Origin of the sequence: Streptomyces sp. NPDC096012, from assembly GCF_040426375.1 — a bacterium.
GTDB lineage: Bacteria > Actinomycetota > Actinomycetes > Streptomycetales > Streptomycetaceae > Streptomyces.
On the sequence record NZ_JBEOTD010000077.1, the window covers coordinates 1 to 15,087 of the forward strand.

General features: G+C 71.8%; 9 protein-coding genes and 1 pseudogene. 3 read left to right on the forward strand and 7 right to left on the reverse strand.

What is annotated here, in order from left to right:
- Positions 1-145: 145 nt before the first annotated feature.
- From gap to uvrC, 6 genes and pseudogenes are all read right to left on the reverse strand, one after another.
- A complete protein-coding gene (gene gap, locus ABVB68_RS36140; protein ID WP_353605460.1) occupies positions 146-1,156 on the reverse strand; it encodes a type I glyceraldehyde-3-phosphate dehydrogenase in 1,011 nt (336 codons plus the stop codon).
- Positions 1,157-1,453: 297 nt separating this feature from the next.
- Entirely contained in the window at positions 1,454-4,408 is a 2,955-nt protein-coding gene (locus tag ABVB68_RS36145; protein ID WP_353605461.1) for a M14 family metallopeptidase, read from the reverse strand.
- A 183-nt stretch (positions 4,409-4,591) separates the two neighbouring features.
- Complete coding sequence (gene whiA / locus ABVB68_RS36150) at positions 4,592-5,581, reverse strand: DNA-binding protein WhiA (RefSeq protein ID WP_030809753.1); 990 nt, start codon at positions 5,579-5,581, stop codon at positions 4,592-4,594.
- A complete protein-coding gene (locus tag ABVB68_RS36155) occupies positions 5,572-6,666 on the reverse strand; it encodes a gluconeogenesis factor YvcK family protein (RefSeq protein WP_353605462.1) in 1,095 nt (364 codons plus the stop codon). The genes whiA and ABVB68_RS36155 overlap by 10 nt, the downstream gene beginning before the upstream one ends.
- Positions 6,663-7,793, reverse strand: a complete 1,131-nt coding sequence (rapZ, locus tag ABVB68_RS36160) for an RNase adapter RapZ (RefSeq protein ID WP_353605463.1) — start codon at positions 7,791-7,793, stop codon at positions 6,663-6,665. The genes ABVB68_RS36155 and rapZ overlap by 4 nt, the downstream gene beginning before the upstream one ends.
- Positions 7,790-10,243: pseudogene (uvrC, locus tag ABVB68_RS36165) on the reverse strand (excinuclease ABC subunit UvrC); the annotation flags it as partial. The gene rapZ and the pseudogene uvrC, both read right to left, overlap by 4 nt.
- Before the next feature lie 384 nt (positions 10,244-10,627).
- Here uvrC and ABVB68_RS36170 point away from each other — a divergent pair.
- Positions 10,628-11,575, forward strand: coding sequence for a hypothetical protein (locus ABVB68_RS36170; protein ID WP_353605465.1), 948 nt, complete (start codon positions 10,628-10,630; stop codon positions 11,573-11,575).
- 221 nt (positions 11,576-11,796) lie between these two features.
- Here the strand turns inward: ABVB68_RS36170 and ABVB68_RS36175 are convergent, their stop codons facing one another.
- Positions 11,797-12,219 (reverse strand): Rieske (2Fe-2S) protein, encoded by a 423-nt coding sequence (locus tag ABVB68_RS36175; RefSeq protein ID WP_353605466.1) that lies wholly within the window; start codon positions 12,217-12,219, stop codon positions 11,797-11,799.
- Between the two features lie 564 nt (positions 12,220-12,783).
- Between ABVB68_RS36175 and ABVB68_RS36180 the strand changes: the two genes are divergently transcribed.
- Together ABVB68_RS36180 and ABVB68_RS36185 are read left to right on the forward strand one after the other, a co-directional pair.
- Positions 12,784-14,001, forward strand: a complete 1,218-nt coding sequence (locus ABVB68_RS36180) for a LacI family DNA-binding transcriptional regulator (RefSeq protein WP_353605467.1) — start codon at positions 12,784-12,786, stop codon at positions 13,999-14,001.
- Positions 13,998-14,909, forward strand: coding sequence for a carbohydrate kinase family protein (locus ABVB68_RS36185; RefSeq protein WP_353605468.1), 912 nt, complete (start codon positions 13,998-14,000; stop codon positions 14,907-14,909). Before ABVB68_RS36180 ends, ABVB68_RS36185 begins: the two co-directional genes overlap by 4 nt.
- The last annotated feature ends 178 nt before the right edge of the window (positions 14,910-15,087 follow it).

Sequence of the window (15,087 nt, forward strand, 5' to 3'; positions counted from 1 at the left end):
TTTTTTTGTGGGTGTTTATTGTTGTGGAGGCGGTTTGTTCCTTCTTTTTATATGGGGGGTGGCCCCCCCTTTCCCGCCCGCGCCGGGCGGGGGCGCGGGGCGGCTGCCCGGGCCCTGCTCTCACTTCAAGATCCTGCTGCGGCGATCAGAGCTGGTTGCCGACGAAGACCGTGAGGTCGACGAGGCGGTTGGAGTAGCCCCACTCGTTGTCGTACCAGCCGAGGATCTTCACCGAGTTGCCCTCCTGGACCATGGTCAGGGAGGAGTCGAAGGTGCAGGAGGCCGGGTCGCCGACGATGTCCGAGGAGACGATCGGGTCCTCGGTGTAGGACAGGTAGCCCTTGAGGTCACCGTCCTCGGACGCCTTCTTGAACGCGGCGTTGACCTCGTCCTTGGTGACCTCGCGCTGGAGCGTCACGACCAGGTCGGTGGCCGAGCCGGTCGGGACCGGGACGCGCATCGCGATGCCGTCCAGCTTGCCCTTGAGCTGCGGGAGGACCAGGGCGGTGGCCTTGGCGGCACCCGTGGTGGTCGGGATGATGTTCTCGGCGGCGGCACGGGCGCGGCGCAGGTCCTTGTGCGGGAAGTCCAGGATGCGCTGGTCGTTCGTGTACGCGTGCACCGTGGTCATCAGACCCCTGACGATGCCGAAGTTCTCGTCGAGGACCTTCGCCATCGGGGCCACGCAGTTGGTGGTGCAGGAGGCGTTGGAGATGACGTGGTGCTGCGCCGGGTCGTACTTGTCCTGGTTGACGCCCATCACGATGGTGATGTCCTCGTCCTTGGCCGGAGCCGAGATGAGGACCTTCTTGGCGCCGCCCGCGATGTGCTTGGCGGCGTCTTCCTTCTTGGTGAAGATGCCGGTCGACTCGATGACGATGTCGACGCCCAGCTCGCCCCAGGGGATCTCGGCCGGGTTGCGCTCCGAGAGCACCTTGATGGTGTGACCGTCGACGGTGATCGTGTCGGCGGTGTGCGTGACCTCCTGCTTGAGGCGGCCCAGGATCGTGTCGTACTTCAGCAGGTGGGCGGTGGTCGCCGTGTCACCCAGGTCGTTGACAGCCACAACCTCGATCTCTGCACCCTGCTCGAGCAGCGCGCGGAAGTAGTTACGGCCGATGCGGCCGAAGCCGTTGATGCCTACGCGGATCGTCACGAACCGATCTCCTCGTTGGTACGCCGGCCACGCGGTGCCGGCGAGCTGTATTTGGGATGTCCCCGACCACCACCGACCCTACCTCTCCGAGGCCCCCGGAGTGACATCGAGATGCCGCATAGAGGGCAGGCGGTCCGTACCCGTCAGTAGGGGTACGGACCACCAGGGATCGGCAGCGGCTTCACCCTTATTTGTTACGGAATGCCGCCCGTTGTTGATGGCGTTTTCACTCGTTCGTGAGCGGGTCGGCTCACCTGTCGACTACCCCTTTTCCGCACCGTTGAGAGGGGGTTCCGCTCACCTGTCGAGAGAGGCGAACGCCTTTCTCAACAAGGCCGCCCGATCGGCCGCCGACGGCACCTGTTCCAGACCGAAGCCCAGCAGCACCGTGTCGTCCGTGGAGACCGCTCCGTACGTCTGGAAAAGGGTCCCCGTGCGCGCCCAGTCCTTCAGGGCGGCCGGGCTGCCCGCGGGCGGGCCGGCCGCCCGCCAGGCGCCGAGGGACGTCTCGAAGCCCTCGGTCTCCTTCGCCGCGCCGCCGACGACCAGCGAGGCGTCGTCGGCGAGGACGCCGTGTCCGCCGCTGCCGGGATCGGTGACGTAGCTGATCGAGACCTCGACCGACTTCCCGGCGTAGGCGCTCAGGTCGAAGGCGACGTGCTGCCATCCGGCGGAACTGCCGGTGAGGCTGTTCCAGGAACCGGTGGTGCCGGTCGCGGTGCACGCGTGGTCCGCCAGCGTCAGATAGTGCTCGAGCCAGGGGTGCTCGGCGATCAGGAACCCGGCCCCGCACTCGGCCGGTACGGCCGTCTTCGTGGCTCCGGAGGTCTCCGGCAGGGTCGTCCAGTCGTCGGCGCCCACGGTGTGCGCCTCGACCACCGCGTGGTCGTAGCCGGGTTCGGTGTCCCACAACAGCCGGGTGCTCAGGGCCGGCTTGGCGGCGGCCCCGACTCCGGTGAGGTCGATCGTGCGGGTCAGCCGCTTGTAGGAGTCGTCGGTGTGCACGGCGGCGGCCATTCCGGATCCGGCGTACGGCCCGTAGGGGTTGACGGTCCCGGCGAACCGGCCCGCGCCGGCACTGGCGAACTGCGGGTAGGCGGAGACCGGCAGTTCCTCGGAGGTGACGCCGTAGGTACCGGCCTTGTCCAGCGGGTTGCCGGGCGCGTCGCCGAGGGCGCCGGCGAAGCCGTCCAGCGCGCCGGAGCCGGTCAGTCCGGTGGCGCCCTTGGTCGACGTACGGCTGTAGGCGCCGAGGTAGTACTGGCTGAAGTCGTTCGACAGGGTGCCGTCGCCGAGGTCGACGCTGCCGCCGGCCAGTTCCCCGGCCTCGATCAATCCGCCGCCCTCGTTGAGGTAGGCGCGCAGCTGGAGCTGGGTGGGGTTGCCCGGGCCCTTGACACCGGAGTAGTGCACGACCGTCCGGAAGTGCCTGAGCACGCCGAGCGCGTCGGGCACGCCCTGGGTGGCCACGTCCCACACGATCGCCCGGTGCCCCGCCGCCTTCAGCGCGTCCACGTACGTCTGCGCCTGTGTGGCGGCCGCGCCCTCCTCGGCGACCACGAGGGTGTCCGCCCTGGGCCGCTCGGCGACCGTGTAGGTGAAGTGGGTGCTGGAGACCTTCTTGCCGGCCTCCGTCTCGCCGGTGAACCACACCTCGACCTTGTCGCCCGGCTCGCCGTCCCGCACCCTGGCCCGGTATTCGTCGAAGTAGAGGTCGTCCTCACCGCCGTAGACCCGGCCGCCGTTCCAGTGCCTGAGCCGCTGGTCGAGCGTACGGCCGCCGTTCACGCGGTACTTGAGCTCCTTGTCCCGGATCGCCTTGCGGACGACGACGGAGACCTCCTGGTCCGCGCCCCGCGAGTACGACGTGGTGAAGGCGGCCGGGGTGAAGTCGGCGGCGCTCAGGCCGACGGAGGAGACCGGCCTGTCCGGGTGCGCGGCGGTCTCGGCGACGGAGAGCGCGAACGGGACGTTCTTCTCGAACTCCTGACGGATCAGCTTCTCGTCGTCGGGGAAGTTGAAGACCGACTGGCAGTCCCCGGCTTTCCAGGCGTCGTTCGGATCGAGGTCCGAGGCGGTCTGGCAGGTCGACATCTCGGGGGTGAACATCGCCATCCCGTTGACGTTCGAGGCGTGGCCGTCCGCCTCGCCGTTGGTGGTGTACAGCTCGGAGGAGACCTGGGAGTGGTAGCCCGGGATCGCCGGCTTCTCCGGGGTGCCGGCGAGCGCCTTGTAGAGGACGTCGTCCGGGGTCGGGGTGGCCACCTGCCAGCCGACGCCGTAGAGGAGGAGTTCGGCCGCCGAGTGGTAGTTGATGCCGTAGGAGAAGTCGACGCGCTTCTCGAAGGCGTCCAGCGCCCTGGTCTCCGGCTCGGAGGCGGGGCTCGCGCCGCGGTAGGTCTCGCTGGTGGGGTTGGGGGACGAACCCTCGTCGTCGTAGCCCCACTTGTAGGCGAAGTTGCGGTTCAGGTCGACACCGTCGCCCGTGCCGATGACGCCGTCGCCGTTGACGTCGCGCAGGTTCTTGCGCCACAGCCGGTTGCCGGGGGCCTGGAAGGTGTAGTCGTAGCCGTCGGGGTTGGCCGAGAGCACGAACCACAGCTCGGTCGAGTCGACGATCCTCCTGACCCGCCGGTCGGTCCTGTAGTGGTCCAGGTAGTAGTGGAGCAGCCGCCGGGTCATCTCCGGCGTGATCCACTCGCGCGCGTGCTGGTCGGACATGTACAGCACGGAGGGCTTCGAGCCGTCCTTGGACTTCTTCGCGTTCCGGGTCAGCTTGAGCGCCAGGATGTCCTGGCCCTCCACCGTCCTGCCGATGGACTCGACCTTGGTGAGGCCGGGATTGGCCCGGGCGGTCCGCAGGATCTCCTCCTGGAGACCGCCGCTCCCGCTGTACGGCCGGAACACGCCCTGCGCGGCGTCCTCGGCACGCGCCTTCGCCTTCGCCGGGACGGTGTGCTCCGTGAGGTCGACGCCCTGCTTGCGCAGGTTCGCCGCCTGCCGGTCGGTGAGGTAGACCTCGACCTCGGTCCTGCCGTCCGCCTTCACCTGCTCGCCGAGTTCACGGCTGTCCTGTCCGGCCTTCAGGAGCAGGGGTACCTGCTGCCGCGTGACGTCGGCACGGAAGACCTTGACCTCACCGGGGTCGGGCTTCGCCGGGTTTCCGCTCTGTGCCTGGGCTACGGGTGCCAGGCTCGCTCCGCCGATCAGAAGCGCGCCGACAGCGAGGATCGATCTCGCTCTGTGTCTCATGAACCCCCCTAGCGGTGGTCCGCCGCAGCGGCGAACAAGTTGCCAGGCTCATGTCACTTCTTGATCGAGTCAAGAGCGCGTCATGGACACGGAAACGAGCTTCGGCCGGTGCGGCATACCGGTGCCGAAGGCCCAGAAGGCCATCGGCACCGGCGTGTCGACATGGGACGGTCAGCGGGGCGGTCAGCCGGCCAGGTTGTCCGCGAGCTCCTCCGAGAGGTTGGCCTCCGTGCTCGGGATGCCCAGGTCGGAGGCGCGCTTGTCGGCCATCGCCAGCAGCCGGCGGATCCGGCCCGCCACCGCGTCCTTCGTCAGCGGCGGGTCGGCGAGCGCGCCCAGCTCCTCCAGCGAGGCCTGCTTGTGCTCCATGCGCAGGCGACCGGCGGCGGCGAGGTGCTCGGGCACCTCCTCGCCCAGGATCTCCAGGGCGCGCTGCACCCGGGCACCGGCGGCCACGGCCGCGCGCGCCGAACGGCGGAGGTTGGCGTCGTCGAAGTTGGCGAGCCGGTTGGCGGTGGCCCGCACCTCGCGCCGCATCCGGCGCTCCTCCCAGGCCAGCACGGACTCGTGCGCGCCGAGCCGGGTCAGCAGCGCGCCGATCGCGTCACCGTCACGGACGACCACCCGGTCCACCCCGCGCACCTCGCGGGCCTTGGCGGCGATCGACAGCCGGCGGGCGGCTCCGACCAGCGCGAGCGCCGCCTCGGGGCCCGGGCAGGTCACCTCGAGGGAGGAGGAACGGCCGGGCTCGGTCAGCGAACCGTGCGCCAGGAACGCCCCGCGCCAGGCCGCCTCCGCGTCACAGGTCGCCCCGGAGACCACCTGCGGGGGCAGCCCGCGGATCGGCCGACCACGGCCGTCCACCAGGCCCGTCTGGCGGGCCAGCTGGTCACCGCCCGCCACGACCCGCACGACGTACCGCGAACCGCGGCGCAGTCCGCCGGGCGCCATCACGATCAGCTCGGAGCTGTGGCCGAAGATCTCCAGGATGTCCCGCTTGAGGCGGCGGGCCGCCATAGCGGTGTCCAGCTCCGCCTCGATCACGATGCGCCCGCTCACCAGGTGGAGGCCGCCGGCGAACCGCAGAATGGCGGAGACCTCCGCCTTCCTGCAGCAGGTCCGGGTGACGGGGAGCCGAGAGATCTCGTCCTTCACCGCTGCCGTCATCGCCATGGGCCGATCCTTCCATGCATCCGAAAAATACGGTCGTACGCGGCGGCCAACAGCTCCGGGTCGTGCCGGGGGCTTCCGTCGGTCCGGGCGACCGGCGCCAGCTCGACCGCCGCTCCCAGCCGCTTGGCGGCTTCGGTGAGCAAGTCACGGTCGGGCACGGCGGCCTCGTCGGCCAGCACCACGTCCAGGGCGAGTTTAGGGGCGTGTCGCCCCAAAACCTCCAAATGACGTTGCGGGGAGAAGCCCTCTGTTTCTCCCGGCTGGGGAGCGAGGTTCAGGGAGAGGACCTTGCGGGCCCTGGTCCCGGTCAGCGCGTCCAGCAACTCCGGCACGAGAAGGTGGGGGATCACCGAGGAGAACCAGGACCCGGGACCGAGCACCACCCAGTCCGCGTCCAGCACCGCGGCGACCGCCTCGGGGACGGCCGGCGGGTCGTTGGGCACGAGGTGCACCGACTGCACCTCGCCCGGCGTGAGCGCGACGGTCGCCTGCCCGCGCACGGTGTCCACGTCGTCCGGGCGTTCGGGATCGTGCCCCTTGACCAGGGCCTGCAGCTCCAGCGGCACGGCCGACATGGGCAGCACCCGCCCGTGCGCACCGAGCAGCCTGCCCACCAGGTCGAGGGCCTGCACGTGGTCGCCCAGCTGCTCCCACAGGGCGACGATCAGCACGTTTCCCACCGCGTGGTCGTGGAGGTCGCCCTTGGACGTGAAGCGGTGCTGGATGACCCGGGACCAGGTCTGGCCCCAGTCGTCGTCGCCGCACAGCGCGGCCAGCGCCTTGCGCAGATCTCCGGGCGGCAGCACACCCAGCTCGTCGCGCAGCCGGCCGCTGGAGCCGCCGTCGTCGGCCACGGTGACGACGGCGGTGAGGTCACCGGTGATCCGGCGCAGCGCGGCGAGCGAGGCGGACAGCCCCATCCCGCCGCCGAGGGCGACGACCTTGGGCTGAGCGCCCCGGCGCCGGGCGCGCCCGCCACGGGCCTCGGCGGGCCTTGCCGTCCCGCCCTCGGCCGCGGCGCGGCCCGCCCGCCCTTCGGGCACCACCCGGCGCAGTCTGCTCAGCCGCCGTGTACGTTCCGTCATTCCCGTCCCATGTCCCGGTGCACGACCACCGTCTCCACGCCCTCGGCCGCGAGCCGCGCGGCGAGCTTCTCCGACATGGCGACCGAGCGGTGCTTACCGCCGGTACAGCCGATGGCGATGGTCACATACCGCTTCCCCTCGCGGCGGTAGCCGGCCGCGATCAACCGCAGCAGCTCGGCGTACCGGTCGAGGAACTCCTTCGCGCCGGGCTGGTTGAAGACGTACGCCGCGACCTCCTCGTTCAGGCCGGTGTACGGACGCAGCTCCGGGACCCAGTGCGGGTTGGGCAGGAAGCGCATGTCCGCCACGAGGTCGGCGTCGACCGGCAGGCCGTACTTGAAGCCGAAGGACATCACCGTGGCCCGAAGCTCGGGCTCCTCCTCGCCGGCGAACTGGGCGTCCATCTTGGCGCGCAGCTCGTGCACGTTGAGGCTGGAGGTGTCGATCACCAGGTCGGCGTCCCCGCGCAGCTCGCGCAGCAGCTCGCGCTCCGCGGCGATACCGTCCACGATGCGGCCGTCGCCCTGCAGAGGGTGCGGGCGGCGCACCGACTCGAAGCGGCGCACCAGTGCCTCGTCGGAGGACTCCAGGAAGACGATCCGGCGGGTGACGTGCTTCGCCTCCAGATCGGCGAGGGACTCGCGCAGGTTGTCGAAGAAACGGCGGCCGCGCACGTCCACCACGACCGCGATCCGCGCCACGTTGCCCTGGGAGCGGGCGCCCAGCTCCACCATGGTGGGGATGAGCGCGGGCGGGAGGTTGTCCACGACGAACCAGCCGAGGTCCTCCAGACACTTGGCGGCCGTCGACCGGCCCGCTCCGGACATCCCGGAGATGATCACCAGCTCCGGGATGACCGCCTCCGGCGCCCCGGCCGTGTCGCTGCCCGTACTCACCTGTGCCCCGTCGTCCTGACCTGTGCCCTGGCCCTGCCCTGCGGTCTGCCTGGCGGCCTGGCCTGCGCCCTGCCCGGCATCCTGGCCTGCGGTCCGGCCCGCGCCCTGGCCGGTGTCCTGCCCAGGGGGCCGGCCCGTGTCCTGGCCGGCGTCGTGCGGCGGGGCGTCCTGGCCCGTGTCACCGTGCGTCTGATCTCGCCGTGCTGCCGGCTGTGCGTCGTGCTCGGTCATGTCTCCTGCCCCCGTCGTTCGTCCGGGAGACCCGCGGTCACGGGCTCCCCCGAGGAACCCCCCGTCGTGTCGGGTTCCTCGTCCTCAATGATCTCTCCGGTCGCCGTGTTCACGGCGGGTGCGGCCGGGGCCGCCTGGGCGAGGGCCGCGGCGATCGTCTCGGCCGTCTTGCGGCCTATCCCGGGCACTTCCTGGATCTGCTCGATTGTGGCGGACCGCAGCCTCTTCACCGAGCCGAAATGCTTGATGAGCGCCTGTTTGCGGGTGTCGCCGAGGCCGGGGACGTCGTCCAGCGGGCTGGACCGGAAGCGCTTGGCGCGCTTGGTGCGCTGGTAGGTGATGGCGAAGCGGTGGGCCTCGTCACGGACCCGCTGGAGCAGATAGAGACCCTCGCTGGTGCGGGGCAGGATCACCGGGTCGTCCTCGCCGGGCACCCAGACCTCCTCCAGGCGCTTGGCGAGCCCGCAGACGGCGATGTCGTCGATACCCAGCTCCTCCAGGGCGCGCTGGGCCGCCGCGACCTGCGGCTGACCGCCGTCGACGACGACGAGCTGAGGCGGATAGGCGAACTTCTTGGGCCGCCCGTCCTCGTCCTTGAGCGCACCGGCGACGCCGTCCTCGCCGGTGCTTGCGAGGTCTCCGTCCCCGACGGGGCGGCTGGGGGTCCTGTTCACGCCGGAGCTGACGACCTCCTCGTCGGCATCCGGGCGGCCGAGATCCGCGTTCGCGGCGGGGCTGACCACGTCCTCGTCGGCGTCGGCGCGGCCGGGGGCCGCGTCCTCCTCGAGGCCGCCGGTGATCCCCTGGGCGCCGAAGGCGTCCTCGCGGTTGATCCCGGGCTTCTCGGTGGTCTCGGTGGGCTCGGTGGTCTCCTGCTCGCCGGTGACCGCCTGGCCGCCACCGGTTGCCGGGCCGCCGGTCACCGACTGGCCGCCGGTGAGCGCTTGGCCGCGGGTGACGCCCTGTCCGTCCGCGACAGCGGCGCCGACCTCCGTGAGGCCGTCCGCGGTGTCGGCCCCTTCGGCCCCCTCTGCCCACTCCCCCGTCCTCTGCTTCTCGGCGAGGTAGCGCTTGAAGCGGCGGGTGATCACCTCGTGCATGGAGCGGACGTCGTCCTGCCCGGCGAAGCCCTTGATCTGGAAGCGCCGGTACTCACCCTTGCGCTGCAGGCCGTCCTCGAAGACGACCATGGAGGCGACCACGTCGTCCCCCTGGAGGTGCGAGATGTCGTAGCACTCGATCCGGAGCGGGGCGCTGTCCAGGTCGAGGGCCTCGGCGATCTCCTCCAGCGCGCGTGAACGCGTGGTCAGGTCGGAGGCGCGCTTGGTCTTGTGCAGTACCAGGGCCTGCTGGGCGTTGCGCTGCACGGTCTCCATGAGGGCCTTCTTGTCGCCCCGCTGCGGGATGCGCAGCGAGACGTTCGCCCCGCGGCGGACGGCCAGCCACTCCTGGACCGGCTCGACCGGCTCGGGCAGCGCCGGGACCAGGACCTCCTTGGGCACCGAGTCCCCGCTCTCCTCGCCGTACAGCTGCTGCAGGGCGTGCTCGACCAGGGCGCCGGTGGTGACGTCCTCGACCTTGTCGGTCACCCAGCCGCGCTGGCCGCGCACCCGGCCGCCGCGCACGTGGAAGATCTGCACGGCCGCCTCCAGCTCGTCCTCGGCGACGGCGATGAGGTCGGCGTCCGTGGCGTCGGCGAGGACGACCGCGTTCTTCTCCATGGCCTTCTTGAGGGCCTCGACGTCGTCGCGCAGGCGGGCGGCCCGCTCGTACTCCATCTCGTCGGCCGCCTCCATCATCTGCTTCTCCAGACGGCGGAGGTAGGTGCCGGTCCGGCCGGCCATGAAGTCGCAGAACTCCTCGGCCAGCTCCCGGTGCTCCTCCGGGCTGATCCGGCCGACGCAGGGGGCGGAGCACTTGCCGATGTAGCCGAGCAGGCAGGGGCGGCCGGTACGGGCGGCGTTCCTGAAGACGCCGGCCGAGCAGGTGCGCACCGGGAAGACGCGCAGCAGCAGATCGACGGTGTCCCGGATGGCCCACGCGTGCGGGTACGGCCCGAAGTACCGGACGCCCTTCTTCTTCTGACCGCGCATCACCTGCACGCGGGGGAACTCCTCGTTCATCGTCACCGCGAGGTACGGATAGCTCTTGTCGTCGCGGTATTTGACGTTGAACCGGGGGTCGTACTCCTTGATCCAGGAGTACTCCAGCTGCAGCGCTTCGACCTCCGTGGACACGACGGTCCACTCCACGGACGCGGCGGTGGTCACCATCGTCCGGGTGCGCGGGTGCAGGCCCGCCAGGTCCTGGAAGTAGTTCGCCAGGCGCTGGCGGAGGCTTTTCGCCTTTCCGACGTAGATCACCCGGCGGTGCTCGTCGCGGAACCTGTACACCCCCGGAGAGTCCGGGATCTCACCCGGCCTGGGGCGGTAGCTGGAGGGATCGGCCATGTCTCACACCCTACTGGCGAGCGCCGACAGCGCGTCGGGCCTGTGGACGACGCCCGCATCAGCACGGCCCCGGGCTGTCACGTACGGGCCCCGCGGGGTCACGGTGGGTCGCGGCCCGTGTGCGGCACCCGGCCGGCCGACCGCGCTCGTCACCCGCGCCGCCGAGGACACGGTCCGGCCAGGAGTGCGCCGCGGCCGAGTCACAGGTGTTGTCGGGGTCTGGTCAACACGCTTCAATGCACGGGAACTCGGGGCCGTGCACCCACGCGGACGGGGTTCGGTGTGCGCGGTCACGGGTGTCCACGGCGCCCACGGGGGTGGCCCCGCACACCCGCGCAGACGGTCTGACCAGCCGTAGTGACACTCACAGAAAGGCCCCTCGGCATGCGGCACGCCACAGAGCACGCGGACCTCCCCACCGCGGAACTGAGCTCGGCCCTGCGGGGCGGCCCCTTCCACGTGGCGCTGCGCGCCGCGATCGCCGCCCGCGGGCTGCCGCTCCAGCGCGTCCAGCATCATCTGTCGCGGCACGGGGTCAAGGTGGGCGTGACCAGCCTGAGTTACTGGCAGCAGGGTGCACGACGCCCGCAGCGCCCGGAGTCGCTGCGCGCCGTGCGGGCGCTGGAGGAGATACTCCAGCTGCCGGAGGAATCGCTGATCCGGCTGCTCGCCGAGTCCGTCGAGCACACCGCGTCCGACCGTCCGGCGGGCCGCTCGTACCGCTCCCTGGTCGCGGCCTCGGACATCCTGGACCGGCTCCGGGCCGAACTGGACTGCCCCCCTGACGACGGCCTGCACACCCTCGGCCACCACGAGCGCGTCCGGATCGGCGCCCGGCGCGAGCTGGCGGGCCGCGAGGCCCACCACATCGTGCGGGCCCACCGGGACGGCGTCGACCGCTTCGTCGCCGTGCACCACGGCGACCCCGGCAGCGACCCGCTCGGCATGCGGGTCCGGGCACTGGAGAACTGCCGCACGGGCCGTGTCCGCTGGGACCAGGACTCCGGCGTACTGGTGGCCGAGCTGCTCTTCGGCACCCGGCTCCGCTCCGGCGACACCTTCCTCTTCCGGTACGGCATCGACGACCGGACCGCCGGGGCCTCCCGCGAGTACCTGCACCGCTTCGCCCTTCCCGGCGGGCAGTACGCCCTTCAGGTGCGCTTCGACGCGGCCGCGCTGCCCGCCCGCTGCCACCGCTTCGCCCAGCAGTCACCGGCCGCCCCGCGCAGCGGCCGGCAGGAACTGTCCGTCAGGGAGCCGCACCACTGCGCACACCTGGTGGAGCCCCGTATCCGGCCCGGCATCGTGGGCATCGCCTGGGACTGGGAGTGAGCGGCGTCGTGGGTATCGCCTGGGACTGGGAGTGAGCGGCATCGTGGGTATCGCCTGGGAGGGGTGAGCGGGTCGCTCCTGGCTGCCGTTCGACCGCGTGGACCGCGCGTGCCGTGTGCCGATCGTGCCGATCGCGCCGAGAGGGAGTCCGCCCACGCGGTCCGGGGCCCGCGGCCCGGCGTCGCGATCGGCGCGGGACGGGACCAGTGCCGCTTACCGGCTCAGGTGGCCGGACCGGCGACGATCCTGCCGTTCGCGGCCTTCACCGACAGCGTGGTCAAGGGCTCGGTGGCCGGCGCCTGGACCACCTTGCCCGTCATGGCGTCGAACTGGCTGCCGTGGCAGGGACAGACCAGCGTCGTGCCCTGCAGCTTGTTGATGGGGCAGCCCGCGTGCGTGCAGATCGTGCTGTACGCCCGCAGGGTGCCGTCCTCGGCCCGGCTGACCACCACGTTGTGGTCCTTGTAGAGCCTGGCGCCGCCGTTCGGCACCTCCTTCTCCGCACCCAGGTCGACCGGCGCGGTCGGAGTGGCCGAGCCGCCGTTGCCCGGAGCCGCGCACGCGGCCAGGCCGAGCCCGGCGACGGGCACCACGGCGGCCCCTCGGAGAACGGTGCGGCGGCTGGCGGACGGTCCGGCGGGCATCTGAGACTCCACGGGTCAAGGGATGTGCGTGGCGACGATACCCGGGCAGAGGGGGCCGGTGCGGCGGAGGACGGGGCCGGGGGCGACCCAGGTCGAGGGCTGTCCAGGGCGAGACCGGGCCGATCCGAAGTGTCGCGGGCCCCGAGGGGTGCCCCCGGGGATTGAGGTGAGCCGACCTGGGGTTGAGCGTGGGACGAGGGGTGCGGCGCCCGAGGAACAGCCCTCGGGGCATCCTCGGGGCATCCTCGGGGCACTCCCTGGAAGGCAACCATCGGGGCGCTCCTCGGAAGGCACCCCCTCGGGGCGCTCCTCGGAAGGCATCCCCTCGGGGCAGCCTCAGGAGGCCGCCCCCGGCGCCGGGCCTGCCGGGCACGGTCGCGCACGTAAACGCTTGCGCAAGCGTTTACGCGGGAGCGGCGGATGAGATACCTTCCCGGCCGGGAGGCTGTTGGCGGCCCGCGGAGCCGCTCAGTCGGCCCGGCGAGGCGGCCTGCAGGCCCGGAGTCAACCCGTCGGCTCGGCCGGAGCAGCGCACGGTCCAGCCCGACCCGGAGAGGAGGCACCATGCCCACCATGGCGGACGTCGCCCGGTGTGCCGGGGTCTCCGTGGCGACCGTCTCCCACGTACTCAACGGCACGCGCCCCGTGCTGCCGCACACCCGCCAAGCCGTGCTGGACGCCGTCGACAGCCTCGGCTACACGCCCAACACCCTGGCCCGCTCCCTGGTGACCTCCCGCACCCGGTCCATCGGCCTCGCGGTGTCGGCGATCAGCAACCCCTACTTCACGGAAATCCTCCAGGGAGTCGAGGCCGCCGCCGTGGCAGCGGGGTACAGCCTGCTCATCGCCGATCCGCACGACGATCCCCGGCACGAACGCACGGTCGTACAGCTACTTCACGAACGCCGGGTGGACGGCATGATCGTCGCGCCCTCCGCGCGCCCGCACGACCTGGTCGGCTATCTGCGCCGTCACGCCGTTCCGACGGTGTTCCTGGACCGGGTGATCGACGCGTCCGTGCTGGGCGGGACCGGGGCCGACGGTGCGGAAGCGGGCGGTCCGGAGGGATCCGGCGGCGGAGTGGGATCCGGCGGCGCGGCAGCCGCGCGCGCTGGAGTGGACGCGCGCACCGGAACGGGCGGCGCCGCTGGAGCGGGCTCGCCGCGCTTCGACCAGGTCTGTGCCGAGAGCGCGGAACCGATGGCCCGGCTGGTCACCCATCTCGCCGGGCTGGGCCACCGCCGGATCGGCCTGGTCGCGGGTCTGCCCGGGCTCAGTACGACCGGTGAGCGCATCGACGGCTACAGGGCTGGTCTGGCCGCCGCCGGTCTCGGGTACGACGAACGGCTCGTCGTGTCCGGCAATTCCGAGTCCGCCGGCGCCGAACGGGCCACCGCCGCGCTGCTCCGCCTGCCCGAGTCACCGACGGCACTCGTCACCGCCAACAACGCGATGACCATCGGCGCCCTGCGCGCCCTGCGCCGCCACGGTCTGTCCGTGCCGGACGGCATCGCCCTGTGCTGCTTCGACGACTTCGCCTGGGCCGATCTGTTCTCGCCCCGGCTCACCGCCGTCGCCCAGCCCAGCAGGGAGCTGGGCGCCACGGCGGTCCGGGTGCTTCTGGACCGCCTGGCCGAGCCTGACCGGGCCGCCCGGACGGTACGGCTGCCGAGCACGTTCGTGCACCGCACCTCGTGCGGGTGCCCGGAGGAACCGGCCGGGACCGAAGAGACCGGGCCGGCCGCATCATCAGCACTGTCCGAGAAGGGAACCGCCTCGTGATCGTCGTCGCCGGTGAGGCACTGATCGACCTGGTACCGCAGGGCCCCGGCGCCCTCGCGGACCTGAAGCCGGCGCTCGGCGGCGGCCCGTACAACACCGCGGTGGCCCTGGGCCGGCTCGGCTCCCGCACCGCCTTCTGCTCCCGGGCGTCCTCCGACGCCTTCGGTGAGGCCCTGCTCGACGGGCTGCGGCGGGCCGGGGTCGACGTGTCGGGGGTGGCGCGCGGACCGGAGCCGACGACCCTCGCGGTGGCGACAATCGACCCGGGCGGTTCGGCCGCCTACTCCTTCTACGTCGACGGCACCGCCGACCGCCTGTTCACCGCCCCGAGCGCTCTTCCCGACGGCACACGCGCGGTGTCCTTCGGTACCTGCTCGCTCGTTCTGGAGCCTGGGGCGAGCGCCTACGAGGAGCTGATGCGCACGGCGGCCGGGCAGGGGCTGTTCACCGCGCTGGACCCCAATGTCCGGGCGGGCCTGATCCCGGACGCGGACGCCTACAGGGCGCGTTTCAAGAGCTGGCTGCCCTCGGTCACGCTGCTGAAGCTCTCCGCCGAGGACGCCGCATGGCTGGGCGGCAGCCCCGGCGAGTGGCTGGCCGCTGGTCCGTCGGCCGTCGTGGTCACCCGGGGCGGCGAGGGCCTGACCGTGTTCACCCGGAACGGCGGAGAGCTTTCCGTGCCGGGTGAGAGGGTCGACGTCGTGGACACGATCGGCGCCGGTGACACGGTGAACGCGGCCCTGCTGCACGGTCTGTCCGTCCAGGACGCGCTGTCTCCGCAGGCGCTTGCGGCCCTCGGGACGGAGGGCTGGGCACGGTTGCTGCGGTTCGCGGCACGCGCGGCGGCGATCACCTGCTCGCGGGCGGGGGCCGAGCCGCCGTACGCGGCCGAGCTGGGTGATTGGTGAGCGGTCCGACTTCCCTGTGGTCTTGTCAAGGTGCGGCCGGCCAAGCGGTCGGGGATCCGCCGGACCGCCGGGCCGGCCCGGCTGGCTGGCTGGCTGGCTGGCTGGCTGGCTGGCTGGCTGGCTGGCTGGCTGGCTGGCTGGCTGGCTGGCTGGCTGGCTGGCTGGCTGGCTGGCTGGC

Coding starts and splice junctions, on each gene's coding strand:
- ABVB68_RS36170 (WP_353605465.1), top strand. CDS start 10,628: ATGCGGCACGCCACAGAGCACGCGGACCTCCCCACCGCGGAACTGAGC.
- whiA (WP_030809753.1), bottom strand. CDS start 5,581: ATGGCGATGACGGCAGCGGTGAAGGACGAGATCTCTCGGCTCCCCGTC.
- ABVB68_RS36145 (WP_353605461.1), bottom strand. CDS start 4,408: ATGAGACACAGAGCGAGATCGATCCTCGCTGTCGGCGCGCTTCTGATC.
- rapZ (WP_353605463.1), bottom strand. CDS start 7,793: ATGACCGAGCACGACGCACAGCCGGCAGCACGGCGAGATCAGACGCAC.
- ABVB68_RS36180 (WP_353605467.1), top strand. CDS start 12,784: ATGCCCACCATGGCGGACGTCGCCCGGTGTGCCGGGGTCTCCGTGGCG.
- ABVB68_RS36175 (WP_353605466.1), bottom strand. CDS start 12,219: ATGCCCGCCGGACCGTCCGCCAGCCGCCGCACCGTTCTCCGAGGGGCC.
- ABVB68_RS36155 (WP_353605462.1), bottom strand. CDS start 6,666: ATGACGGAACGTACACGGCGGCTGAGCAGACTGCGCCGGGTGGTGCCC.